Source organism: Ruegeria sp. YTSC230 (genome assembly GCF_059609665.1).
This window is the reverse complement of record NZ_JBXWMC010000009.1, coordinates 44,661-69,672: the sequence shown is the minus strand read 5'-3', so window position 1 is coordinate 69,672 and position 25,012 is coordinate 44,661. Positions and strand designations below refer to the sequence as shown.

Annotated in this window: 21 protein-coding genes; 14 read left to right on the top strand and 7 right to left on the bottom strand. The window is 55.7% G+C overall.

Annotation, left to right across the window (positions count from 1 at the left end; genetic code table 11):
* Positions 1 to 131: 131 nt before the first annotated feature.
* Together hpaE and AC2FD9_RS17575 are read right to left on the bottom strand one after the other, a co-directional pair.
* A complete protein-coding gene (hpaE, locus tag AC2FD9_RS17580) occupies positions 132 to 1,640 on the bottom strand; it encodes a 5-carboxymethyl-2-hydroxymuconate semialdehyde dehydrogenase (protein WP_496838118.1) in 1,509 nt (502 codons plus the stop codon).
* 3 nt (positions 1,641 to 1,643) lie between these two features.
* Positions 1,644 to 2,042: a 5-carboxymethyl-2-hydroxymuconate Delta-isomerase gene (locus tag AC2FD9_RS17575; RefSeq protein WP_058274537.1), complete on the bottom strand. Its 399-nt coding sequence runs from the start codon at positions 2,040 to 2,042 to the stop codon at positions 1,644 to 1,646.
* Between the two features lie 106 nt (positions 2,043 to 2,148).
* On the opposite strand from AC2FD9_RS17575, the gene hpaR reads away from it, so the two are divergent.
* On the top strand, positions 2,149 to 2,589 hold the full coding sequence (gene hpaR / locus AC2FD9_RS17570) for a homoprotocatechuate degradation operon regulator HpaR (protein WP_058281156.1): 441 nt from the start codon (positions 2,149 to 2,151) through the stop codon (positions 2,587 to 2,589).
* A 33-nt stretch (positions 2,590 to 2,622) separates the two neighbouring features.
* Here hpaR and AC2FD9_RS17565 read toward each other — a convergent pair whose 3' ends face one another.
* Together AC2FD9_RS17565 and AC2FD9_RS17560 are read right to left on the bottom strand one after the other, a co-directional pair.
* Positions 2,623 to 3,975, bottom strand: a complete 1,353-nt coding sequence (locus AC2FD9_RS17565) for an aminotransferase class III-fold pyridoxal phosphate-dependent enzyme (protein WP_282120992.1) — start codon at positions 3,973 to 3,975, stop codon at positions 2,623 to 2,625.
* Between the two features lie 35 nt (positions 3,976 to 4,010).
* Positions 4,011 to 4,790 carry an IclR family transcriptional regulator gene (locus AC2FD9_RS17560; RefSeq protein ID WP_496770474.1) on the bottom strand — a complete coding sequence of 260 codons (780 nt, stop codon included), beginning with the start codon at positions 4,788 to 4,790 and terminating at the stop codon, positions 4,011 to 4,013.
* 108 nt (positions 4,791 to 4,898) lie between these two features.
* Here AC2FD9_RS17560 and AC2FD9_RS17555 point away from each other — a divergent pair, with 108 nt between their 5' ends.
* Genes AC2FD9_RS17555 through AC2FD9_RS17530 form a run of 6 tightly spaced genes read left to right on the top strand, consistent with a single transcriptional unit; the run spans position 4,899 to position 12,371 of the window.
* A complete protein-coding gene (locus tag AC2FD9_RS17555; protein ID WP_058274540.1) occupies positions 4,899 to 5,828 on the top strand; it encodes a tripartite tricarboxylate transporter substrate binding protein in 930 nt (309 codons plus the stop codon).
* Between the two features lie 56 nt (positions 5,829 to 5,884).
* The gene (locus AC2FD9_RS17550) at positions 5,885 to 6,421 is read left to right on the top strand and encodes a tripartite tricarboxylate transporter TctB family protein (RefSeq protein WP_108859824.1); all 537 of its coding nucleotides are present in this window, start codon (positions 5,885 to 5,887) and stop codon (positions 6,419 to 6,421) included.
* Between the two features lie 9 nt (positions 6,422 to 6,430).
* Positions 6,431 to 7,963 (top strand): tripartite tricarboxylate transporter permease, encoded by a 1,533-nt coding sequence (locus AC2FD9_RS17545; RefSeq protein WP_496838115.1) that lies wholly within the window; start codon positions 6,431 to 6,433, stop codon positions 7,961 to 7,963.
* Between the two features lie 7 nt (positions 7,964 to 7,970).
* The gene (locus AC2FD9_RS17540; RefSeq protein ID WP_496838113.1) at positions 7,971 to 9,455 is read left to right on the top strand and encodes an aldehyde dehydrogenase family protein; all 1,485 of its coding nucleotides are present in this window, start codon (positions 7,971 to 7,973) and stop codon (positions 9,453 to 9,455) included.
* 28 nt (positions 9,456 to 9,483) lie between these two features.
* Positions 9,484 to 10,719: a Tm-1-like ATP-binding domain-containing protein gene (locus tag AC2FD9_RS17535; RefSeq protein ID WP_496838112.1), complete on the top strand. Its 1,236-nt coding sequence runs from the start codon at positions 9,484 to 9,486 to the stop codon at positions 10,717 to 10,719.
* Positions 10,716 to 12,371, top strand: coding sequence for a sulfatase-like hydrolase/transferase (locus AC2FD9_RS17530; RefSeq protein WP_496838111.1), 1,656 nt, complete (start codon positions 10,716 to 10,718; stop codon positions 12,369 to 12,371). The genes AC2FD9_RS17535 and AC2FD9_RS17530 overlap by 4 nt, the downstream gene beginning before the upstream one ends.
* A gap of 509 nt (positions 12,372 to 12,880) precedes the next feature.
* On the opposite strand, the gene AC2FD9_RS17525 is transcribed toward AC2FD9_RS17530, so the two are convergent.
* Both AC2FD9_RS17525 and AC2FD9_RS17520 read right to left on the bottom strand, forming a co-directional pair.
* Entirely contained in the window at positions 12,881 to 14,950 is a 2,070-nt protein-coding gene (locus tag AC2FD9_RS17525) for an oxidoreductase (protein WP_496838109.1), read from the bottom strand.
* Positions 14,951 to 15,014: 64 nt separating this feature from the next.
* Positions 15,015 to 16,367, bottom strand: a complete 1,353-nt coding sequence (locus AC2FD9_RS17520; RefSeq protein WP_282170382.1) for an aminotransferase class III-fold pyridoxal phosphate-dependent enzyme — start codon at positions 16,365 to 16,367, stop codon at positions 15,015 to 15,017.
* A gap of 155 nt (positions 16,368 to 16,522) precedes the next feature.
* On the opposite strand from AC2FD9_RS17520, the gene AC2FD9_RS17515 reads away from it, so the two are divergent.
* The 7 genes from AC2FD9_RS17515 to argE all read left to right on the top strand — a co-directional run bounded on the left by AC2FD9_RS17515 (position 16,523) and on the right by argE (position 23,880).
* Positions 16,523 to 17,335 carry a helix-turn-helix transcriptional regulator gene (locus AC2FD9_RS17515; RefSeq protein WP_282170383.1) on the top strand — a complete coding sequence of 271 codons (813 nt, stop codon included), beginning with the start codon at positions 16,523 to 16,525 and terminating at the stop codon, positions 17,333 to 17,335.
* Between the two features lie 303 nt (positions 17,336 to 17,638).
* Complete coding sequence (locus tag AC2FD9_RS17510) at positions 17,639 to 18,919, top strand: flavin-containing monooxygenase (protein ID WP_496838107.1); 1,281 nt, start codon at positions 17,639 to 17,641, stop codon at positions 18,917 to 18,919.
* A gap of 17 nt (positions 18,920 to 18,936) precedes the next feature.
* Positions 18,937 to 19,353 carry a RidA family protein gene (locus tag AC2FD9_RS17505; protein WP_282120982.1) on the top strand — a complete coding sequence of 139 codons (417 nt, stop codon included), beginning with the start codon at positions 18,937 to 18,939 and terminating at the stop codon, positions 19,351 to 19,353.
* Between the two features lie 84 nt (positions 19,354 to 19,437).
* The gene (locus AC2FD9_RS17500) at positions 19,438 to 20,112 is read left to right on the top strand and encodes a DUF1028 domain-containing protein (RefSeq protein WP_282153277.1); all 675 of its coding nucleotides are present in this window, start codon (positions 19,438 to 19,440) and stop codon (positions 20,110 to 20,112) included.
* A gap of 20 nt (positions 20,113 to 20,132) precedes the next feature.
* The gene (locus AC2FD9_RS17495; RefSeq protein WP_282170385.1) at positions 20,133 to 21,626 is read left to right on the top strand and encodes an aldehyde dehydrogenase; all 1,494 of its coding nucleotides are present in this window, start codon (positions 20,133 to 20,135) and stop codon (positions 21,624 to 21,626) included.
* Between the two features lie 25 nt (positions 21,627 to 21,651).
* Positions 21,652 to 22,590: a LysR substrate-binding domain-containing protein gene (locus tag AC2FD9_RS17490; RefSeq protein ID WP_108862429.1), complete on the top strand. Its 939-nt coding sequence runs from the start codon at positions 21,652 to 21,654 to the stop codon at positions 22,588 to 22,590.
* Positions 22,591 to 22,731: 141 nt separating this feature from the next.
* Positions 22,732 to 23,880: an acetylornithine deacetylase gene (argE, locus tag AC2FD9_RS17485; protein ID WP_282120979.1), complete on the top strand. Its 1,149-nt coding sequence runs from the start codon at positions 22,732 to 22,734 to the stop codon at positions 23,878 to 23,880.
* A gap of 76 nt (positions 23,881 to 23,956) precedes the next feature.
* Here the strand turns inward: argE and AC2FD9_RS17480 are convergent, their stop codons facing one another.
* Positions 23,957 to 24,994 carry an extracellular solute-binding protein gene (locus tag AC2FD9_RS17480; RefSeq protein ID WP_282153274.1) on the bottom strand — a complete coding sequence of 346 codons (1,038 nt, stop codon included), beginning with the start codon at positions 24,992 to 24,994 and terminating at the stop codon, positions 23,957 to 23,959.
* Between the last annotated feature and the right edge of the window lie 18 nt (positions 24,995 to 25,012).

The window sequence follows — 25,012 nt, the reverse complement described above, 5'->3', positions numbered from 1 at the left end:
CGCTTTGGAAGGGAGAGCGGACGACCAGACGTCGTTTGGTCCGACTCTCAAAGAGTTCATGGACCATAGATGTGCGCGCGTATCTTATCTTTTTACGAGCGGCACCTTGTCCAGACGTCGCTCGAGAGGCGTTACTTTCCCAACTGCATAATCTTGTGCTGACCAGTGGCAAAGCCCACGTGTTTCTGCTCCATATAGAAGTCAAAGCTCCAATCACCGCCGTCGCGACCGATACCTGACGCCTTTACCCCGCCAAAAGGCGTGGGCAGGTGACGAACATTTTCCGAGTTCACCCAGATCATCCCTGCTTCTAACTTATCGGTAAAGCGCAGGGCACGTGTAAGATTGTTGGTCCAGACATAGCCGGTTAACCCATAGGGCGTGTCATTTGCGATCTGCAGCGCTTCTTCTTCGGTCGAGAATGGAATGGAAGTTAGCACGGGGCCAAATATTTCCTCTCGCGCGATGCGCATGTCGTTGTTGGCGTTGGTAAACAATGTCGGGCGTACGAAATATCCGTCTTCACCAACCTTGACGCCACCGGCCGCGACGGTCGCACCATCCTCTTTGGCGATGTCAAAGTATGAGGTCACTTTGTTGTAATGCTCCTCAGTGACCAGCGGGCCGATCTCGGTCGTAGGGTCCAGGGGGTGCCCGACTTTGATGTTGTTCACACGCTCGACCAGTTTGGCCTCGAATTCTTCCTTGATAGTGTCCTGCACCAGCAGCCGCGAGGACGAGGTGCAGCGCTCACCGTTAATCGAGTAGATCATGAAAATCACCGCATCCAGAGCCCGGTCCAGATCAGCATCATCAAACACGATAACGGGGTTCTTACCGCCCAGTTCCAGATGCATTCGCTTGAGCGTATCGGCACCCTGCTTTGTGATGATGCTGCCTGTCCGGCTTTCTCCGACAAAAGCGATGGCTTTGATCAAGGGGTGCTCTGTCAACGCCTTACCGGCATCAGGGCCAAAACCGTTCACGGTATTCAGCACGCCCTTGGGCAAACCCGCCTCTTCGGCAATTTCCACCAACAGGCGGGCGGACAAAGGCGAGTCTTCGGCTGGTTTGTGGACCACGGTGCAGCCCGCAGCCAGAGCGGGCGCGATTTTCCAAGTCGACAGCATGAAAGGTGTGTTCCACGGAGTGATCACACCAACCGGGCCGATAGGTACACGAGTGGTGATATTCATCAACGTCGGCGATTTCAGGTGCTGCCCGTCGCGAGCCTGCACGACCTGATCCGCAAAGTAGCGAAAATTCTCGGCACCGCGCAGCGCGGCCTTGGACATGAACCGCAGTGTTTGGCCCGTATCCCAACATTCACACAGCGCGATTTCTTCGGCCCGGGCTTCGATGGCATCGGCAACGTTTAGCAGGATCCGGCGGCGTTCGGTGGCGGGCATGTCGCGCCATTCAGTAAAGGCAGCATGGGCCGCTTCGACCGCCGCGTCGATATCGTCGGACGTACCGTGCGCAACGTTGCAGATTACTGATTTGTCCACCGGAGAGGTGGATTGGAAAACGCCAGCTGCGCCATCCCGGTCTTCGCCTGCGATACGGTTCTTGATGCCCGTTTCTTTGAACCGGGCCAGAAAGCCTGCCAGTTTCTCGATATTCGTATCCAGTACGCTCATGCGTCAGGTCTCCTGCTTTGTCGCAGCCAAATGATTCCGGATTGTGCCGGTCTTGGGCGAAAGGTCTGGGTCGATGTCACGCATCTCTAGTGAAAGCGCGATAGAGTGTTTCGAGAAGGCCTGTTCCAGATACGCCTCAACCGCGTCAAAGATACGCTGTGTTGCGTCCTTCTTAACGTCGTCAGGACGGCCAGCGCGCAGGCGGATTGAGATGTCCACAAAGCCATGCTTGGGATCTCCATCCGCAATGGCAAAATAGTCAACACGCGTGGCGCGGACGCGAATTCCCGGCATTGGAAAAGCCTCAATCCCCGCAGCGGTGTCTCGTATGCATTCGCACAAGCCACCGATGTCGACCCGATCGTCCAGATTGCCGGAGTATTCGACGTGGAAGTGTGGCATGACCTCTCCTTTACTACTTAACATGTTTAGTAAATTGTATCGCGACCGTCAAGAACTTGCTTTGTTAATCTTTGCAATTCCTGAAATGGCGTTCTAGAAGGCTGGAATGAACCGACAAAGCCATACCACGAGAACCTCTCGCGCTCTTCCGATCGCCCTGCTGCGCGCACGCGAAACCGTTATGGCCCCAATTCGGGATATGCTGCAGGGGATACAGCTGACTGAGCAAAAGTGGCGTATCCTTCGTGTTCTGGACGAAATGGGCGAAGTGGAACAAAGCACTATTGCAAATGAGGCCTGCCTTTTGCTTCCCAGCCTGACGCGAATTCTACGCACGATGGAGACTGATGGGCAGATATCCCGCCGTCAGGGCAGCACGGATAAGCGCCGCACCATGGTGAAGATCACCGATGAGGGGCGTCAAATTCTTGAAGAGAACCTTGCGACCTCGCTGGCGATTCACAATACGATCGAGGCGCAAATGGGGCAGGAAAAAATCGACAACCTACTGGATCTACTTGAGGAACTGCAGGCCGTAAAGGTTTGACCCCGACCTTGAAGACCGGGGCCAGCGTGATCACTACAGTCTCGCTAGTCCTGTATCCAGGGCTGACAGGATCTTGGCTACGTCATCAGACGTGATGACCAGCGGCGGAGACAATATGATGTTGTTTCCAGATACACGGACCATAACGCCATCTTCATAAGTTGCTTTTTGAACCTGCAGCGGAAGATGTTTGGCAATTGGCGCCTTGGTCGCACGGTCCGAAACCAGCTCGAGCGCGCACATCAGACCTTCACCCCCTCGCACGTCACCGACTACGTCGTATTTGTCGGCCAGTTTTTTCAACCCGGCAAACAACTCATCCCCCCGTGCAGCTGCGTTTTCCCAAACTCGCAGGCGGTTGATCTCGGCAAGCGTGGCCAAGGCTGCGGCCGCGCCAACCGGGTGCCCGGAATAGGTGTAGCCCTGATCGACAGAAGCTCTGCCGGTAGTGTCGCTTTCGAACACCTCCGCAACCGCGCCAGAGATCATTGCCGCGCCGAATGGGAAATAGCCGTTTGTGATGGCTTTGGCCGTTGTCATGATATCGGGCTGCACCCCCCAATGTCTCGCGCCACTTTCGCTGCCTGTACGCCCAAAGGCAGTAATGATTTCGTCCGAAATCAGCAGAATTCCGTGCTTCGAGCAGACCTCACGCACCATGGGCATAAAGCTCTTGTGCGGCGGGATCACTCCGCCTGCGCCCAAGATTGGCTCCATAATAAATGCGGCGACGGTGTTTGCACCCTGGAATGCGATTTCGGCCTCCAGCGCTTTTACGCAAAGCTGCGCTAGACGCTCGGGGTCCGTCTCATCGAACGGGTTGCGATAGGTCCAGGGCGCGGGCACGTGGAAACAGCCCGGCATCATCGGCTCATAAGCCGCACGGAACTTCTGATTGCCATTGACCGAGGCAGCCGCGAAGTGGGTGCCGTGATACCCCTGTTTCAGGCTGATGAACTTGGTACGGCCAGCCTCGCCTCGAACTTTGTGAAACTGACGTGCAAGTTTCAGCGCGATCTCAACGGAATCCGATCCACCTGAAGTAAAGAATGCACGGGTCAATCCGTCAGGCGCAAAGAACTGCGCCAGCTCATAAGACAATTCGATCGCCTTGTCGTTGCTGGTGCCGCGAAAGGTTGAATAATAGGGTAGCGCGTTCAGTTGATCGGTGATGGCCTGCTTCACCGGATCACAGGAATAGCCCAGATTGACGTTCCATAAGCCACCCACTGCATCCAGCGCCTTGTGACCATCTACATCAATGATGCTGACTCCTTCACCTCCGGTCAGAATGGTCGGCGGGTTTTTCTGGCTGTCTGCCGGGTGCGCCATTGGTTGCCAGAAATGTCGGGCGTTGTTTTCTTTCAGAAAGTTGGAGTCTTTCATGTAGCGTGTCTCCGGAGATTTAGTCCGCCCGTCAATCATGGGTGGAATTCGGTTGGAAAATTTTCGGGCATCTGGCCGCCAAAGTTTGCGGTCAGTTCTTTCGAAAGGGTGTGGAGTGAGGTCAAAATCAGCGGCTGCCGCGCGCTGGTTGCACGAATTTCGGGAACGGCAATCGCAATGGTTCCAATCGCGATCTGATCAATACCGAAGATAGGCGCCGCATATCCGAAGACACCATCTTCAAAGCTACCATTACTATTGGCCCAGCCCGCCTGACCGATTTGTGCAACACGGTCACGAATAATCTTTGGGTCCGTCATTGTTGCCTCGGTAAATCGAGTGAGTGTGTCGGATTCCAAGCGTTCCAGAAGGAAAGCGGGGCCGAAGCTCAGCATGCATAATCCCGAAGCAGTCGCGTTGACCGGAATAATTTCGCTAGGGTCGAGACTTACGCGAACGCTGTGCTGCGTGGTTTCAACCACCAACGCGGTTTGTAGAGTGTCTTTCTCAAGCAGCGTAAGGTGCAGGCTCTCGCCAACCTCATGCATCGCGGCCTGCATTTTCTGGCGTGCACCATCAAGGCCGGGCTTGGCAATTTCGCGCAGGGCGGCCAACCGTAGAGCAGCTGGTCCGATGGCATATGATTTCGTCTGCGGATTCTGCTCGATCAGGCCGAACTCTTCCAGTGCTCGTAAGTGGCGGAGGGCTGTCGCCTTGTTCAAACCAGCCAGGCGCGCAATGTGACTCAGCCCGATTTCCGGTTGAGAGCTTGAAAAGTACTCTAGCATTTTCAAGGCATTAAGTGCGGTGCCCATGTGTTCTGCCTCCTCCCGGTCAGGTTATACTTGACAGAATTAACTTAACAACGCAACATTATTATTGTTAACGAGGTTCATTTAATGAACCACTAACGGGAGGTGTCAATGAAGAAATTTCTAGCAACCGCCGCCTTTGTAGCGTCCGCAACCGCTGCACTGGCAGAGTATCCAGAGAAACCGGTAACCTTCGTGGTTCCATGGCCTCCGGGCGATCTTGAGGACGTGCTTACGCGAATGATCGCGGACGAATTTCAAGCCATGTACGACGTCCCGGCCGCGGTCGTGAACAAGCCCGGCGGCGGCGGCGGTCCGTTCCCAGGTGCAGTCGAAGTCGCCACCGCCCCGGCGGACGGATACACTATTGGTTCTTTCGTCATTGGCGTTCCCGTCATTGGACCGGAAATCGGTATCCCTGAACTGAACCCGAACCCGTTCGATCCGATCGGTATTTTTCTGACTTACCCATTCGTAATCGCATCCAGCAAGGATGCGCCGTTCTCGAACTGGGAAGAACTGGCGGAACACGGCAAGGATAACGATTTGGCGCTTGGTCATTTCGGCTCGGTCTTGCCGCCCACGCAGGTCACCTTTGCTGCTGCTGTAAGCAGCGGATTTGATTTTGCAAGTGAAGCAGCCTTTGACGCGTTGGATTGCAACACGCTGGCATCGGGTGACGTAGACGTCATCAACACCACGCTTCAACTTGTACTACCTTGCCTGGATGACGTGAATATTCTGGCGAGCATTGGCGGCGAGCGGATTTCGCTGATCCCCGATACGCCGACGATCGTCGAGCTCAACCCGGATCTGCCGCTGGCATTGTGGAACGGCCTGTTCGTTCACAAGGATACACCACCCGAGGCACGCGAAAAAATCACTGCAGCAGCACAAAAGGCGGTGCAGTCGGACAAGGCCAAGCAGCTTGCTGAGGAAACCGGTGCTCTGATCTACTGGCAGGACCCAGACGCATCCAACGCTCAGATTGAGCAAGACAAATCCTCTTTCGCTAAGATTGAAGAAATTCTGGGCGAGTAAGATCCAGAATGGGCGTGGGGCACTGCCTCACGCCTCTTTCAGGTTGGGAGGAAACGATGATTGCAAAGACTTTACAGGACATGTTCAAAAGATATCGCCGACCCGGCGATGTCGTTTTCGCCGTACTGTTTCTGGCATTCGCGGTGTTTCTTTTGTCCCAGCTGGGTGATCAGACCAAGGTCGTCAAACGAACCAAATGGTTCGCGCAGCCGGGTCTTTGGCCCACAATTGCAATCTGGTGCATGGTGGTGTTCGGGTTTCTGCATTGGCTTAGCTCGGCCTTGTCAGACCGGATCAGCGGCCGATGGACCGAGGTCGGGTTCTGGGTTCGGTCGTTCGAATATGTTGCCTATTTCCTGATCTATGTGCTGGTGGTTCCGCAGCTAGGATATCTGCCCTCAACCATGTTGTTCGCAGTCTTCCTGACCCTTCGTGTAGGGTTTCGTGGTGCAAATGCTATCGGAATAGCTGCGTTGTTCGGCTTTGTGGTCACCATCGTTTTCCGTGGCTTTCTTCAGGTCAAAATCCCCGCCGGAGCGGTCTATGAATACCTTCCGGATTCCGTGCGCGCCTTTGCGCTGACCTATCTGTAAGGGGCCACTATGGAAACGCTTCTTTCCGGTATTTCAATCCTGCTACAATGGCAGGTAATCGTGGCCCTGCTGATCGGTTCGATCGGCGGCGTCATCATCGGCGCTTTGCCCGGCGTGGGTGCGGCGGTGGCCATCGCAATCCTGTTGCCTGCCACCTTTGCGTTCGAGCCCATCGTAGGACTAACCCTGTTATTGGGTATCTACGGCTCGTCCATGTATGGCGGAGCCATTCCCGCGATTCTGATCAACACCCCCGGCACAGCGGTGAACGCGCTGACCACTTATGACGGATATCCCATGACCAAACGGGGGCAGGGCCACCGTGCGCTGTCTCTGGCGTATTCGGCCTCGTTCTTCGGGGGCGTGTTTGCGATCATCTGTCTGATGGTGTTGTCACCGGTTCTGGCCCTTGTCGCCCCACATTTCGGTAGCCGCGAGATTTTCCTGGCCGCGCTATTGGGCATCATTCTGGTTGTGCTGGCCCACCGGGGGCAGATTTTTGCCGCTGGTATGCTGGCGGCCTTCGGAATTTTCCTGAATTCGGTGGGGCTGGAGCCCGTGAAATACACCCGCCGGTTCACCTTTGATCAAAGTTGGTTGGCTTCGGGCGTTGATCTCATTGTGGTTGTGCTGGGTCTGTTTGCGATTAGCCAGGCATTTCTGCTGCTATTGGAAAAGAACCACGCGCCAGGCGACACCCATGTAAGTGGCAATATCTTTGCTGGCCTCAAAGAACTTCTGGGCGTGAAACGCGTTGCTACTGTGTCCTCAAGTATCGGTGTTTTCATGGGCATGGTGCCGGGCACGGGCGAGTTTACATCGCAATTTTTGTCCTACACCTATGCTCAAAAGACGTCAAAGAACCCAGAAAAGTTTGGTGATGGCTCACCCGAGGGACTTGTAGCGTCCGAGGCGGCGAACAATGCTGTCCCAGGCGCTGCGATGATTCCTCTGCTGGCTCTGGGTATTCCCGGCGAGGCGCTGACGGCGATGATGCTGTCGGTGTTTTATGTCCACAACGTGATCCCCGGACCTCAGCTGTTCGAAAATCAGATGGATTTCGTATTGGCCCTGTATATGGCGCTGATCCTGCTTAACGTGATCGTTCTTGTGTTCTTGTTATTTTCGACGAACCTGCTGCTGAAGATTATCCAGATCCCGACCCGGTTCCTTGGTGTCATGATCCTGATTTTGGCATTCGTGGGGGTCTATAGCCTTCGCAACTCGATCACAGATTGTGCCATTGCTGCCGGGTTCGGGGTTTTTGGGCTGATCCTAAAACGGCTGGACCTGCCGATTGTTCCAATCATTTTGGGCATGGTTCTTGGCGGGATTATGGAAACCAAGCTGCGCAGCGCAATGGCACGGGTCAAAACGCCGCTCGACTTCATCGACCGGCCCATCGCGGCCGTTCTGTTTGGCCTGATCGTTCTTATCCTGATCCTGCACTGCCGAACGCTGTATTTCGAATTCAAAAACAAACTGCGGCCGGAACCTACGATGCAACCCGTGGATTCCGATAATCCGAACCAGCAAGGATAAGCGACCTATGGATCAACTTGCCATCGATGCGCTACGTGGTCAGCCCGTACCGCCACGGAGCCTTCTAATTGATGGGCGTCACGAGGCCGCAGCGGCAGGAGGGCAACTGGATGTCATTTCTCCAATTGACGGTCAGGTTCTAACTCAAATTGCCGAGGGCACCCCCGCGGATATGGAGCGGGCTATTGCGGCGGCCCGCACGGCGTTTGAAGACGGACGCTGGTCGCGGGCTGCACCTTCTGTACGCAAGAAGGTGTTGTTGAAACTGGCCGATCTGATTGAAAAACACGCTTTGGAACTGGCCGTTCTGGGCGTGCGGGACAACGGCACTGAGATCAACATGGCCATGAAGGCAGAGCCGATGTCGGCTGCGGGCACGTTCCGCTATTATGGCGAGGCCATAGACAAGATCTATGGTCAGATTGCGCCCACAGCTGAAAACGTGCTGGGTCTTGTGCATCACGCGCCCGTCGGCGTTGTGGGGGCGATTGTGCCTTGGAACATGCCGATGATGATAGGTGCGTGGAAGATCGCGCCGGCGCTGGCGGCGGGTAACTCGGTGGTGTTGAAACCTGCGGAATCGGCCTCGCTATCACTGTTGCGATTGGCCGAATTGGCGCTTGAGGCAGGTGTGCCGGACGGTGTTCTAAATGTCGTCACAGGCAAAGGCAGCGTGGTTGGTGAAACACTGGCTCTGTCGATGGATGTAGACATCATGGTTTTTACCGGCTCGGGTGCGACGGGGCGGCGGCTTTTGGAATATTCCGCGCGCTCGAATTTGAAACGCTGCTACTTGGAGCTTGGCGGAAAGTCCCCCAACATCGTGTTCAACGATGCCTCCGATCTCGCGCAGGCGGCCAAGGTCTCCGCCGCAGGTATTTTCCGAAATTCAGGTCAGATCTGCGTCGCGGGATCGCGCTTGCTGGTTCAGGAGGATATTCACGAAGTTTTCGTCGCCGAGATCGTTAAACACGCGCAGGCCTTCCGCGTCGGCAACCCGCTGGACTTGAACACACAGATCGGGGCAGTGCACTCATTGCCGGAATTGGAAAGCAATCTGGATTTCGTCGCCCAAGCCGAAGCGGAAGGTGCTGAGCGCCGTGCCGGCGGTGACCGCATTCTGACGGAAACGGGCGGCTATTATATGGCACCCACTGTAATGAACGGGGTCAAACCTACTGACAATCTGTTCCGCAATGAGGTCTTTGGTCCGGTTCTGGCCGTGACGCCGTTCAGGGACGAAGATGAGGCACTGCGCCTAGCCAATGACAGCGTTTATGGATTGGCCTCGGGCGTGTGGACTGCAAACCTGAGCCGTGCACATCGCATGGTGGCGGGCATCCGCTCTGGCGTCGTTCACGTCAATACTTACGGCGGCGCGGACGGCACAGTGCCTTTGGGTGGTGTAAAACAGTCGGGCAACGGCCACGACAAGTCTTTGCACGCAATGGAAAAGTACTTCGATCTAAAAACAGCCTGGATTCAGCTGTAAGACGACAGCCTGCGAGGAGAAGATTATCATGGGCGAAAAGACTATCTTGCTGATCGGCACCTATGACACCAAAGACCCCGAGATGCGATACATCGAAGAATGCGTCTCTGCGCAGGGTGGTAACGTGTTGACCATGGATGTCTCGGTTCTTGGGGATCCAACCACGCCCACGGACATTTCCAAACATGATGTGGCCGCGGCCGGTGGTATGACCATTGATGAGGTGATCGCGCTCGGTGACGAAAACAAGGCTTTTCGCGTGATGTCGCAGGGCGCAGCAACGCTTGTTGCGCAGGTCTACGCCGAGGGAAAATTTGATGGGATGCTCGCAACTGGTGGCACGATGGGCACCGATCTGGCGCTGGATTGTGCGCAGGCTTTGCCAATGGGTGTGCCGAAATACATTGTCTCTACCGTTAGTTTTTCACCGCTGATTCCGCCACACCGTTTGGCGCCGGATATTCAGATGATCCTGTGGGCGGGCGGGCTTTATGGTATGAACTCGGTTTGCCGCTCATCGCTAAGTCAGGCCGCAGGCGCTGTTTTAGGTGCAGCCCGCGCCGTCCAGCGCCCCCGGCGAGATCGCCCGATGATCGGAATGACCTCGTTGGGCTCATCCTGCCTGCGTTATATGAAAACTATGAAACCTGCTTTGGAAGAACGGGGATACGAAGTGGCCGTGTTCCATTCAACGGGCATGGGCGGTATGGCCTTCGAGAAGCTTGCGGGTGAGGGCGCGTTCTGCTGTGTAATGGATTTCTGCATGCAGGAATTTGCCAACATGCTCGCAGGTTCGCTGGTGTCCTCGGGGCAGGACCGGCTGACAAATGCCGGGCGCGTGGGCGTGCCGCAAATGGTGGCGCCAGGCGCGCTGGATCTTTTGGATTTTGCTGGTTGGCAGGACATTCCCGACCAATATGCCGACCGCCCGTTCCATGAACATAATCGCCTGATCAAAAGTGCGGTGTTTAATGCAAAAGAGCGACGGGCCGCTATTCGGGAAATGGCTGGTCGTCTGAAACAGGCTACCGGCCCAACCCATTTTTTCCTGCCCACCGGCGGTGTTGAGGAATGGGATCGCGAAGGTCAAGAAGCGCATGACCCGGAAGCGCTTGCCGAAATGGTTGATGAGGCCCGCAACGTGATGCCTGCGGTTGCATCAACTACGGAAATTGACGCCCATATCAATGACGACGCCTTCTGCGAAGCGGTACTCAAACAGTTCGACAAATGGATGAATGACGGGGTGGTTAAGGCGACATGACCAGAAAAGCCAAAAACATCCTGTTTATCATGTTCGATCAGCTTCGGTACGACTACCTGAGCTGCACCGGACATCCGAGTTTGAACACCCCCCATTTGGATGCGCTTGCTGCCAAGGGAGTGCGGTTTTCCCATTGCTATGTTCAATCGCCCATCTGCGGGGCCTCAAGGATGAGCTTTTACACAGGGCGTTACGTACACAGCCACGGCGCTGCCTGGAATAATTTTCCGCTCAAGGTCGGAGAGGTTACTCTGGGCGATCATCTGCGCGAACGTGGGATGGATAGTTGGTTGATCGGAAAGACGCATATGAGCGTGGATCAGGCAGGGATGGATCGTCTGGGCATTTCGCGCGATGGCGTTATCGGAGCACGCGTCGCGGAATGTGGTTTTGATGTCTTCCTCCGTGACGACGGCTTATGGGGTGAGGGGCCGCAAGGCTTTTATGACAAAAGACGTTCGCCTTATAATGAGTATCTGAAAGGGCAGGGGTATGAGGCTGAAAACCCCTGGCAGCACAATGCCAATGCCGGGGTTGATGAAGATGGTGGTGTCGCTTCGGGTTGGTTTATGCGGCACGCTGATAATCCTGCAAACATTAAGGAAGAAGATAGCGAAACGCCGTGGCTAACGGGACAGGCGATTGAGTTTATTCAAACGCAGGATGCCAATTCGGCTGGGCCATGGATGTGCCACCTGTCCTATATCAAGCCGCACTGGCCTTACATTGTTCCAGCGCCGTATCATGACATGTACACGGCAGAGGATGTTTTGCCGGTGGTTCGCTCGGATGGCGAGTTACATAATCCTCACCCTGTCTATGAACAATTCATGCAGAACGAAATCGGTCAAACCTTTAGCAAGCCGGGTGTGCGTGAAAAGGTGATACCCGCCTATATGGGGCTGATCAAACAGGCTGATGATCAGATGGGTCGCCTGTTCAATTGGCTAGAAGAGAGTGGCCACATGGAAGACACGATGATCGTCGTGACCTCCGACCATGGGGACTACCTCGGTGATCATTGGATGGGTGAAAAGGATCTCTTCCATGATCCGTCGGTGCGCGTTCCACTGATCATCTATGACCCGTCACCAGAAGCAGACGCAACACGCGGCACTGTTTGTAGCGCACTGGTCGAAAGTATTGATCTGGCGGCAACATTTGTTGATCTGGCAGGTAGCGATGTCCCGGATCACGTTATCGAAGGCCGCTCGCTACTGCCGTTCCTGTATGGCCAAAACCCCAAGGCATGGCGCGAGTATGTGGTTAGCGAATATGATTATTCTGCCACGCCCGAAGCCGCGGCTCTGGGCCTTGACCCCAAACTAGCACGCCTGTTCATGCTGGCGGACAAGGATTGGAAATTCATCTTTGCCGATGGTGGGTTTCGCCCGTTATTGTTCGACCTGAAAAACGACCCTAAAGAGTTGAATGATCTCGGTGCCGACTTGGGCCATGCCGAGGTGATCAACATGTTCATGAAGCGCTTGTCAGAATGGGCGCGCCGTCCATCGCAACGTACAACAGTTTCAAATGAAACGTTGCTGAAGAAGCGAGACGGTAGTGCGGCTGATGTCGGTATTTTTATCGGTGTTTATGATGAGCGTGAATTGCCCTACGACGTAATAGAGAAAACGATCAGGCGTCGGTAAGTCATGCGGGGGATTCGTCATGTTGTGGGTCTTTTGCGGATCTGTCGCAAAGTTGTTTAAGCAGTTGCGATGACACCATTCAACTATCTTCAAGGCAACAACACAAACAACAGCAACGAAAAATGAGAGAAAACGGCCTGGATCCGGGAACATAGTTAATCAGCACCAGGCTCATCAACTTCTTCAGATAAATGGTGGTATGACCCGTAGTTATCTCAAAAAAAACGAACTGTAGGTCATACCGACGTCTATCGGACGGAATTGTCGGGATTTTGCGGAAACGCTGACTTTCGCTGCGCGTGCATTACACTATCAATTTCGAACCTAACGCGGATGTTCACACTGTTTTGAGTTCGTAAGCAAATGAAAGCAATTCGCCGTTGAGTTGAGAAAGAGTATTATTTCGTAACGGATTTGTTGTGTCTGTTGGTGTTCCGCGGATGTCAAATAACATTCAGGCGCATAAGGCGGCAAATTTCACACTTCGCCGCCAAAACCCCACAAAGATATTAGTCTACCGCAAGTTCTGTAATTTCACGGCGGAAGGGCAAAGCGTCACCAATACCTTTACCATCGAGTTCCCGTGCAAAGCGGTGACCGGCATAGGTTGCCCAAGCGATCGGACCCGGTGCGTTGGCGTCGCCGATCAGTTTGACCGACTTGATGCCTGCATCTGCCCAGTCCGCTTCGCGTGCCTTCAGATCATTGAATACGCCGTTGTTTTCCAGACGGGATGCAACCATCACAACAGCATCCGCCTCGATCTTCCAAGTGCGATCGGTGTAGACACAGTTTGAGACCACATGATCCGGGTGGATTTCGGTGACGCCTTGGTTGAGCACGATCTCAACCCCCGCGTCGACCAGCCTTGGATGAATGGCGATCTGTTCCAACGTGTTGTTGGTCCAGTCACTGACATAAGCCGATGGTGTAACCAGCGTCACTTGCGCGCCGTTCTTGGCCAACAGTTCGGCAAGAACACCACCCATATAATAGTGGTCGTCATCGTACACCACCACGCGGCCGGATGGGATTGTGCCATCCATCAGATCGTCCGGGGTATAGACCCTGGCGCCTTCAGCAATTGGCATCGGCACAACGTGCTGACGCGAGACACCATCGTTGCGCCATGTCGCTCCTGTGGCGATACAGATGTTTTCGAAGCCGAACTCCAGAATACTTTCAGCATCCAGCTCGCTTTCGCGATAGATTTCCACGTTTGGGCGCTGGCTGAGTTGATAGTCACGATAGTCCACTACCCGACCCCAGGCCGATAGGCCCGGCAACAGACGTTCGCGCGCCACACGGCCTCCGATAACATCGCGGGCCTCGGCCACGGCAACGTCGTAGCCGCGGCGACACAGCGCCCACGCGGCCTCAAGCCCCGCAGGGCCCGAGCCCACGATCAGCACGTTCGAGCTATCACCTTTTTCGTTCATCTTCTCGGGGTGCCAGCCCTTGCGCCATTCCTCCATGAAGGTCGGGTTCTGGGTGCAACGACTGATCGACATGGTCATGTCGCCCGTGATGCAGATGTTGCAGCCGATGCATTCGCGGATGTCATCAATCCGGCCTTCTTCGACCTTTTTGGGCAGGAACGGATCGGCGATGGATGGACGGGCGCAACCGATGAAATCCAGAGTGCCGGACTTGATCATCTTGGCCATAACGTCTGGTGAAGTGAACCGGCCCACGCCGACAATAGGCTTGTCGGTCAGATCGTGAATACCACGCACCAGTTCTTCCTGCGCGGCCTCTTCCTTGAAACGTGAAGGGCCAGAACAGTCTTCCCAAGTTCCTTGCGCCAAATCCCAAAGATCCGGCAGGTCCTTGTTCATCTCAATATAGTCGCGCACCTCGGCATTCGAAAAGCCAAGCTCACCGATGGTTTCATCCAGGCTAACCCGCAACGTGATCGCCATCGTATCACCCACCGCGTCGCGCATATCGGCGATGACCTCCTGACTGAACCGGGCGCGGTTTTCCAGACTGCCGCCATATTCGTCGTTGCGCTGGTTGGTGGCACGGCTGAGGAAATGTTGGAAGATACCAAACCCGTGCGCACCATAAAGACAGATCAAGTCAAATCCTGCGTCCTTTGACCGTTTGGCAGCGTTCACAAACCAACGGCGCAGGTCTTTGATGTCCTGCTTGTCCAGCGCGCGCGCTTGAACCGGGTCGTTTGTGAAAGTCCGAATGGGAAGGGCCGAAGGGGCCAGCGGCACTTCTTTGGTATAGAGGTTCGGCCCGTTGATGCCGGAATATGCCAGCTGAATGCCCGCCAAAGCGCCATGTGTTTTCATCCGTTCCGACATCTTGCGCAGTTGCGGGATGTCCTTGTCCTCCCACAAACGCAGCTCGATAAAGGGTGTGATCTCAGACGTGTGGTGCATCTCGCACTGCTCGGTGAAGATCACACCCCAGCCGCCTTCAGCCTTGATCCCACGCATCGCAGCCGCCGCCGAGGGATCACGATATCCGCCGCCGTTACAATGGGGAACTTGATAGAACCGGTTCTTGGCGGTCAGAGGGCCGATCTGCATCGGCTCGAACAGAATATCATAGCGTGGATCGCGCATGGCTGGCTCCTTAAGGCTGGCTGATAGGGTTCACGGAGGGCCGTCAGTCCCAGTAAATCAAGATCTAAAGACCGGCGGCAACTTCTGTGATGGCGTCGCGCAGGATGGCTTCGATGCGATCAATCATGGGCTCGTCCATGATCAATGTCGGGGACAAGATTAGCACGTTACCCAAGGGGCGTGCGATCAGGCCGCGTTTCTGGCAGGCTTGGGCTACTTTCAGCCCCACTTGCGCCTCATCCGGATAACTTTCCTTGCTGGCGCGGTTTTTGACGAATTCGATCCCCATCATGAAATGGCTACCACGCACTTCGCCGACCATTTCGATGTCGGTCAGACCGCGCAAGTTGGATTCGAAACGGGTACCGGTTGTTTGCACCCGCTGCGGGATCTGCTCGCGCTCCATAATCGCGATGTTGGTCAGACCTGCCGCCGCTGCCGCAGGGTGGCCCGAATAGGTCATGCCATGCAGGAACATACCGTCGGGCCCCGAGATCACTTCGTGAATATCATCCGAGACGATAGTGGCCGAAAGCGGTTGATAGCCTGAGGTCAAGCCCTTGGCCGTGGTGATGATGTCTGGCACCATGTCGAACACATCTTCCGAGGCAAAAAAGTGCCCAAGACGGCCAAAGGCGGTGACGACCTCATCGGCGACGTATTTGATATCGTTGGCCTTACAGACCTCCCACGCGCGCTTGTGATAACCTTTAGGTGCGGTCACAACACCGCCTGCGCCCTGGATCGGCTCGGCGATGAACGCACAAATGTTTTCTGCGCCAATCCGCTCAATACTGGCGGTCAGATCGTCGATCAGATCGTTAAGGAACTCACCCTCGGTCATCTCACCGCATTCGCGCCAGTAGTGGGGTGAGCGCAGGTGATGCACGAGTTCGCTGGCCGCGTGCCAACCTTCGGAATAGCCAGGTGTGGTCATCGCCATCGCCAGATGAGTCGATCCGTGATAGGCGCCGTGCCGCGATAGAACCAGCTTCTTTTCTGGCTTTCCCTTGCGGATATTATAATGGTGCAGCATCCGAATGGCGCTGTCATTTGCGACCGAACCGGAATTGCTGAAATAGACCGAATTCAGATGACCCGGCGCAAGCTGAGCGATCTTCTCGGCCAGCGCCGCCGCTGCCGGGTGTGTAAAGTTGTAGAAGGTCGAGTAATAGTCCAGTGTTTTCAACTGATCCGAGATCGCGGCAATCATCTCGTCATTGCCATGGCCGATATTGACGCACCATAAACCGCCAATTCCGTCGATCAGCTCTGTTCCGTCGCTGTCATAAACGTAGGCGCCCTTTGCCCGCGATATGACGGTGCGAGCGCCCTGCTTCTTTAGCGCGTCCAGATCGGCGAAAGACTGAATCAGGTGCTTATCCTGCGAAAGAATGTCGAGCGTATCTTTAGCCATGATCAACCCCTTTGTTTTCCTGTAGCAGTTCTGCTGATCCGGCGCGTCCCTTGTTCGGGCCATGATCGCGCCGGCGGATACATACCACCTAAATTGAGTATTTACGTTACTTTGGCGATTTCAGGGGGTATATACCCCCAGGGGGGTACCCGAATATGTCACAAATTTCGGCACCAGACGCCTTGTCGACCGCAATTATGGCAATCGGATCAGAACGCTTCGGTGATGCATTGCACCGTTGGCTGGATGCGACATGCTCATTCGATAACTTCGCGATCATCGCCTTTTTTAAGGATCGTGCGCCCCAGGTTCTGATGACCCACGCTCGCGACAGTCGCGTTTTCGAGCGCATCGACAGCCACTATGTCAAAGGAGCCTATCTGCTGGATCCGTTCTTTGGCCTACATCAAAGCCGCGCTGCAGACGGTCTTTATCGTTTAACCGATGTCGCCCCTGATCAGTTTCAGCGCAACGAGTACTTCAAATCCTACTACGCCAACACAACGCTGACAGATGAGCTTGCTTATTTCGCCTGCCTTACCCCGATCAGTTCAATCACAGTCTGTATCGGCAGGGACGCAACCACCGCATCGCGGTTCTCGTCCAGAGACTACAGCGCGGCTAAACACATCGCGCCAGTGGTTAGTGCGCTGGTCAGAATGAACTGGCCAGACATCAAGCCCCCGATTGAAGGTGAGCCGGAAGATACCGTTGAACAACTGCGCCGGCGCATGTCCGCCGAGCAGGACATCAGCCTAAGCCCAAGACAGGCCCAGGTGGCGCTGTTGATCCTGCAAGGACATTCGTCGATTTCTATTGGCCTGACACTTGGCATTAGCCCCCAGACCGTAAAGGTCTTGCGCAAGCAACTTTACCGGAAATGCCAGATCTCTTCGCAGGGGGAACTGTATTACCTGATCGCGCCTTATCTGTCGGAGAATAGGCAACTGCCTGGGAGCTCAACATAAAACCCGACAAGTTAGCCAAAGCCTAATTAAGAGTAAGTTAGACAGTTATTTCACCTGTTTCGAACTTGTGAAACCTTAACCTGGAAACGTGCATAGCGTGCTGGAGTGGCACAGAATGCGGCAATCCAAAGCGGCCGTTACCCAGGTATCGGCTAGCTCACCGGTTAGGTGCTGATGTCCGAATTCTGAAAGTGCAAGGCGTTCGGTCCATTGTGATCGCTCGTCCTCCAAGACCGGCATGTAATGAGCGATGGCAATGACCTCTCAGGGTCAATTCGAGATGCAGTTATAGGGAACCGACACATGTCCATTGAGAAAACGGATACGCTGGTTGTTGGCGGCGGACAGGCTGGTATCGCGCTGAGCGAGCACTTGGCAAACAACTATGTGCCCCACATCATTCTGGAAAAGAACCGCACTGCAGAAGCATGGCGTACCGGTCGTTGGGACGCATTGGTTGCCAATGGCCCGGCCTGGCATGACCGTTTTCCCAGCCTGCAGTTCAACGGCGACGACCCCGATGCGTTCGTGCCTAAGGACCGGGTTGCCAAATATCTTGTCGAATACGCCGAAATGGTCAAAGCCCCCATTCGCGAAGGTGTAGAGGCGCTGAAAGCAGAACGTCTGCCGGGTGAAGGAGGCTTCAAGGTTGAAACCTCTGCCGGCGAGATTCATGCCAAACGCATTGTGGCCGCCACGGGCGCGTTCCAGCAACCGGTCATTCCGCCGATCGTGCCGGCAACGGCTGGTGTCGAGCAAATCCACTCCTTCTACTACAAGAACCCCGACCAACTGCCAGAAGGTGCCGTGATGGTGGTCGGTGCCGGGTCGTCCGGCGCGCAGATCGCGGACGAGTTGAACCGCGCAGGCCGCAAGGTCTTTTTGTCGGTTGGTCCGCATGACCGCCCGCCTCGCCGATACCGCGGTCGCGACAATGTCTGGTGGCTGGGCGTGCTGGGACTTTGGGATATCGCTGCGCAAAAACCCGGAACCGAGCATGTCACCATCTCGGTCAGCGGGGCCCATGGTGGGCATACGATGGATTTTCGCCGACTTGGGAACGAGGGGGTCACCCTCACGGGCATGACCAACAGCTTCGAGAACGGCGTTCTCAGCTTCGCGGATGATCTGCAGCGCAACGTAGCCGCAGGCGACGCCAATTATCTAGAGATGCTTGATCTTGCTGACGCCTATGTGGAACGCACCGGAATTGATCTGCCGGAAGAACCTGAGGCGCGCGAACCCTTTGAAGACCCGAACTGTTTGACCAATCCGCTTGGGTCAGTCGACTTTACCAAAGAAGGTATTTCCACGATCATCTGGGCCACGGGCTTCCGTCAGGATTTCAGTTGGATCAAGGCGGACGCATTTGACGCCAAAGGCGCGCCGATCCACCAGCGCGGCGTTTCGGTCGAACCTGACATATACTTCCTTGGCCTGCCTTGGCAGTCACGTCGTGGCTCCACCTTCATTTGGGGCGTTTGGCACGATGCGAAATACATAGCCGATCAGATTGCGATCCAGCGCGCCTATGCCGATTACGATGGTCAGGCGGCTATCATCGCCCCAGCAGCCGCAGAATAAGACAACAGGACACCGAAATGGCGCACACACGCATTCGCAAATTCAACACCAAAGAAACCTACCCCGAGCAAAACCTCGATAACGACCTGTGTCAGGCCGTCGTCACGCAAGGTGGAAAAACCGTCTACCTGCGTGGCCAGTGTCCGCAGAACCTGGATGATGCGGTCAATATCGACAGCCACGATCCGGTCGAGCAGACCCACAAGGTCATGCAGAACATCAAGCAGCTGATCGAAGAGGCCGGCGGTTCAATGGAACATCTGGTCAAGGTCGTCGTCTACATCACTGATGTCCGCCACCGCGAGGCCGTCTATCGCACCATGGGCGAGTATATCAAAGGGGTCTACCCTTGCTCGACGGGGCTGGTGGTTCAGGCACTCGCACGCCCGGACTGGTTGGTTGAGATTGACGGCACCGCAGTCATTCCCGACTGATCTTGCCGATCATTTGAGGATACCGGGCTGCGCACTTACGCTCTCACCCCGCGCAGCCCGGTCTTTGTCGTTAAGGAGGTCTATATGACTTTTTCACTGGTTGCCCGTTGTGCCGATACCGGCATGTTCGGGTTGGCGATTTCGTCGTCTTCACCCGCCGTGGCCGCCCGCTGTTCGTTTGCCCGCGCCAGTGTCGGTGCTGTCGCATCGCAGAACGTAACCGACCCCAGCCTTGGCCCGCTGACGCTGGATCTGATGGAACAAGGTAAAACCGCGCCTGAGGCCATCGCCGAGATGACGGCCCGCATGAAATTCATTGAGTACCGTCAGGTTCTGGCCGTGGACACCGCTGGACGCACGGCGATCCATTCCGGTCCCAACAGCCTTGGCATCTGGACACAAGCGCAGGCCGAAAACGTCGCCTCGGGTGGCAATCTTCTGGACAACGACGGCGTCCCGCAGGCCATCGTCGACGGGTTTCTGTCGGCCTCGGGTCATATCGGAGACCGCCTGATCGCAGCCATGCGCGCCGGTCTGGACGCGGGGGGCGAGGCCGGTCCGGTACATTCAGCAGGCATGAAGATCGTCGACAAGGTCAGCTGGCCGGTAGCCGATCTACGATGCGACTGGACCGAGGGTTGCCCGATTGAGGCCATCGCAACCGCCTGGGACATCTATAAACCGCAGCTGGACGCCTATATTCAGCGCGCGCTCGACCCGAGAGAAGCGCCTTCTTATGGCGTACCCGGCGACGAATAATCAGCGAGAGAGACATCAAGTTGGATTATACGCACGAAGATTGGAAAAGTCGCGCCGCCGGTCTGTCATTTCGTGGGCAGGCTTTCATTGACGGCAAGTTTGTCGATGCCACATCGGGCAAGACCTTTGATAGCATAAATCCCGCCACAGGCGCAGTGCTGACTCAGGTTGCCGAATGCGATGAGGAAGACATCAACCGTGCCGTCGCCGCAGGCCGCGCCGCATTCGAGGATGGCCGCTGGTCGCGCATGGCCCCCGGTGACCGCAAGGCGGTGATGCTGAAACTGGTCGACCTGATCCGCGACAATCTGGAAGAGATGGCGCTACTGGACAGTCTCGACATGGGCAAATTAGTGACGGATGCTGCCACTATCGATGCCCCCGGTTCGGCGCATTTCTTCCAGTGGTATGCCGAGACTATCGACAAGGTCTATGACGAAGTCGCCCCAACCGGGCCTGGCGATTTGGCGCTGGTCAAACGTGTTCCTCTGGGCGTGATCGGAGCAGTGACACCGTGGAACTTCCCGCTGGACATGGCCACATGGAAAGCCGCCGCGGCGCTTGCGGCCGGCAACTCGGTTGTGCTGAAACCGGCCGAACAGTCGCCCCTGTCAGCGCTGAGACTGGCAGAACTGGCGGCTGAGGCTGGCGTTCCGGATGGTGTATTCAACGTCGTGCCTGGCTTTGGCGTGACTGCGGGCAAAGCGCTGGGTCTGCATATGGATGTGGACTGCCTTGCCTTCACCGGGTCGACCGCAATCGGCAAGATGTTCATGCAGTATTCGGGCGAGTCGAATCTGAAACAGGTCTGGCCGGAAACAGGTGGCAAAAGCCCCAATCTGATCTTTGCCGATTGCGAGGATCTGGACTCGGCCGCTGACATGGCCGCCTTTGGCATCTTCTTCAATCAGGGCGAGGTCTGCTCGGCCAATTCGCGGCTATACGTGGAACGCTCGGTCAAGGATGCCTTTGTCGAAAAGCTGATCGCCCGTGCGCAGGCGATGCAACCCGGTGACCCGCTGGACCCGGCGTCGAAAATGGGTGCCATCGTTGATGAAAAGCAGACACAGGGGATCATGCGCTTTGTCGAGGAAGGCAAGAAAACCGCCAACCTTGTGACTGGGGGCGAACGGATCACATTGGATGGCAAGGGCTGCTTTGTCCAACCGACCATCTTCGACGACGTAGACCATGACAACCCGCTGGCGCGCGATGAGATCTTCGGCCCCGTCCTGTCAGTCATTCCCTTCGACACCGAAGACCAAGCCGTGACGATGGCCAATGACTCGGTCTATGGGCTGGCAGCGTCAGTCTGGACCGATAACCTGTCCCGCGCTTGCCGGGTGTCAGACAAGCTGATGGCAGGGACCGTTTCGGTGAATACGGTAGACGCGCTGTCTGCAATGACGCCGTTTGGAGGCATGAAGCAGTCAGGCTTTGGGCGCGATTTGTCATTGCACTCGCTTGAAAAGTATACTGCTTTGAAAACGACTTGGATCAAGTACAAGGCTTGATCCGCAAGACCGCGGAGATGCGCCTTTGCCTTTCAGATACACGCTGCGACAGCTTGAATATTTTGTGGCCGTCGGAAAGGCAGGCAGCATCGCAGCCGCCAGCGACAAGCTGAACGTCTCGTCGCCGTCGATCTCGGCGGCGATCACCCAGTTGGAAGTGGAATTCGGCGTCGCCCTTTTTGTGCGCGAACACGCGCGTGGTCTGTCGCTGACCAAGGCCGGGCACAAAATCATGGAACGTACCGAGTTCGTTCTGCGCGAGGCCGAGTTGCTGGCCACACTGGCCGGGGAAATCACCGGGAAGGTACAGGGTATCCTGTCCGTCGGGTGTCTGGTTACATTTGCTCAGATTGTTCTACCGGGGTTGCGACGCGACTTTGAGGACACCTATCCCGATGTACGTATCGAACAGCGTGAACTGAATCAGGCCGTTATTTTCAGCCAGTTGCGCCGGGCTGAACTGGACATCGCCCTGACTTACGATCTGGACATTCCCGCCGATCTCGAATTCCGGCCACTCCATGAACTGCCACCTTATGTCGTTCTGAGCGAAGGTCATCCGCTGGCAAATCGCAGCGAGCTGACGATCCCCGACCTGCAGGACAGCCCAATGGTCTTGCTGGACCTGCCATTCAGTGGTGAGTATTTTCTGTCCTTTTTCCGCGAAGCCAATATCAAACCGAATATCGCGGAGCGCACCGCAGATATGTCGGTCATGCGATCTTTGGTGGCGAACGGGTTCGGTTTTTCGATTGCCAATATCCGCCCCCTCAACGTTTTGTCGCCGGATGGCAAAAAGCTGATCTTTGTGCCCTTGGCCGGGGAAATGCGCCCAATGCGTCTTGGCTTGCTGCGCGCGCGGGCCGAGAATGAAACAAACACATCAAGAGCATTCATTGATCATTGTGCTCATGCCGTAGATTCAGGATCGCTTCCTGGTCTTTTTGCGCAGGACGAAGGGTGATTGCGTGACTTAGAGATCTCCTAACCTCTGCTTCGCCATTCCCAGATTTAAGTATTTTGCCCGTCGTATAGGCTTGGAGAGAATGACCCTCTCACAGCCAAGACCAAAGCGGCTGTCAAACCAAAAAACAGGTTCAATCCTATGACCTCTACCCTGGATATTCTCGACAGGCTTGTTGGCTTCGATACGGTCAGCAAAAACTCGAACCTTGAGCTTGCCGCTTATGTCGAAGAGTTTTTGGAGGCGCGCGGATTCACCGTTCATCGCATCACCGACCCTGGCGGCGACAAGACCGGGCTTTACGCCGAGAAAGGACCTGCGGGTGATGGCGTACTACTATCCGCGCATACTGATGTTGTCCCGGTCGAAGGCCAAAGTTGGACCAAGGACCCATTCCGCCTGACCCGTGAAGGCAATCGCGTCTATGGGCGTGGCACCACGGATATGAAGGGGTACGTGGCTTCTGTCATGGCGCTGGCGGATCGTGCCGCCGGGGCTGATCTGCGCGAACCTCTCAAGATCGCGCTTTCTTATGATGAAGAGGTCGGCTGTGTCGGCATCCAGCACATGCTGGACCGGCTCGCCCCTATGCTGGGCCAGCCACGCGCCTGTTTTGTGGGTGAACCGACCGAGATGCAGGTGGCCGTCGGCCACAAAGGAAAAGCCGCGCTACGTGCCGTCTGCCACGGCCAAAGCGGGCATTCAGCTCTGGCCCCGAAATTCGTCAACGCGCTGCACCTGGCAACTGATTTTGTAGGTGAACTGCGCGCGTTGCAAGAAACCTATGCCAAAAGCGGCAACAGCGACCCGGCCTATTCGGTGCCCTACACCACGTTCCATGTGGGCATGATGTCTGGCGGCAAGGCGTTGAATATTGTGCCGGATCGCGCTGAACTGACATTTGAATACCGTCATGTCGCCTCGGATCATGGCAAAGACATCTTGTCACAAATTCTGGAGGCGGCCATCAGGGTCGGTGCACAGTATCAGGACCTGTGTCCCGAGGCGCGTATCGAGGTTGAACAGTATAACGCCTATCCCGGACTGGAGGTCGCCCAGACCGAAGGCGTCATTGCCTATGCGCAGAAACTGGCGCAAAGCAACGTCACCACAAAGGTGGCCTTCGGTACAGAGGCCGGGTTCTTCAGCGAACTGGGCGTGCCGACTGTTGTTTGCGGGCCCGGATCAATGGAACGTCAGGGCCACAAACCGGATGAGTACCTGGAGATCAGTCAACTGAACGCTTGCGACGCAATGATGGATCGCATCCTCGAAGATATCAGGCGGTGAACAACAAGGGGTTTGCCACAAACCAAAATGCCCCCGGCGGAAACCAGGGGCATTCAAGATAAGTATGTGACCTGAATTACTTCTTCAGATTGGTCCAGATTTGGTCGTACACCGCCTGAGTTTCCTCATCGCAAACTTCGATAAAGACACCCGGTCCGGCATTGGCATGTGGATTCTTTTCAGGCTGCGCTGCCAGCGCTGGGTCCAGAAAGCTTTCCACCCCGTTCACGCCCGCGTTGTATTGCGCGAAGTTGGTCACGGCAGCGATGTTCTCAGGTTCCAGCAGGAAATCCATGAAGATCAGCGCGTTGCCGCGGTTGGGCGCATCTTTCAGCAGAACCACGTTATCCATCCACGCAATGTAACCTTGTGTCGGATAGGCGTATTCGACGTTGGCGCCTTCTTCGCGCGCCTTGGCAGAGAAACCGTCATAGATTTGACCTACAGCCGCATCGCCCGAAACCAGTACCTCTTTCGCGGTGTCTGAGTTGAACGAGGCCCAATGCTGTTTGGCTTCTTGCAGCATGGCGTTCAGCGCCTTCAGCTGTTCACGATCTGTGGAGCACTGCGGAATGCCCATGTGCAACGCGGCCATGGCCATCACTTCGCCCTGACTGTCCAGCATGTTGATGCGACCCTGCAATTCAGCCGGCGGGTTGAACAATATGTCGGTGGTTTGAATGTCCCCGTCATAAGCATCGCGGTTAACTGCAAAGCTGGTCGAGCCCCACTGATACGGAATCGAAGATTGACGGCCGGGGTCAAAGCTGGGATCGGCCCAATCGGGGGCGATGTTGCCTTTGTTCTTCAGCTCACCATCGGCGATCGTGTCCAGCATGCCTTCGCCCGCCATGATCGAGACCATGTAATCACCAGGCACAGAAACGTCATAAGTGCCGATACCACCAGCCTTGAGCGAAGCCAACATGGACTCGTTCGAGTCGTATGTGTCCATGGTGACAGTGATACCGGTTTCTTCGGTGAACTTATCCAGCAGCTCTTGTGGGATGTATTCGAACCAGTGGTACAGAACCAACTCACCCTCGGCTGCGGCCGCGTTGGCACCAATGGCCAGAGCAAGGGCAGCGACGCCGCTTTTCATCATATGTTTCATGTGACTCTCCATCTGTTG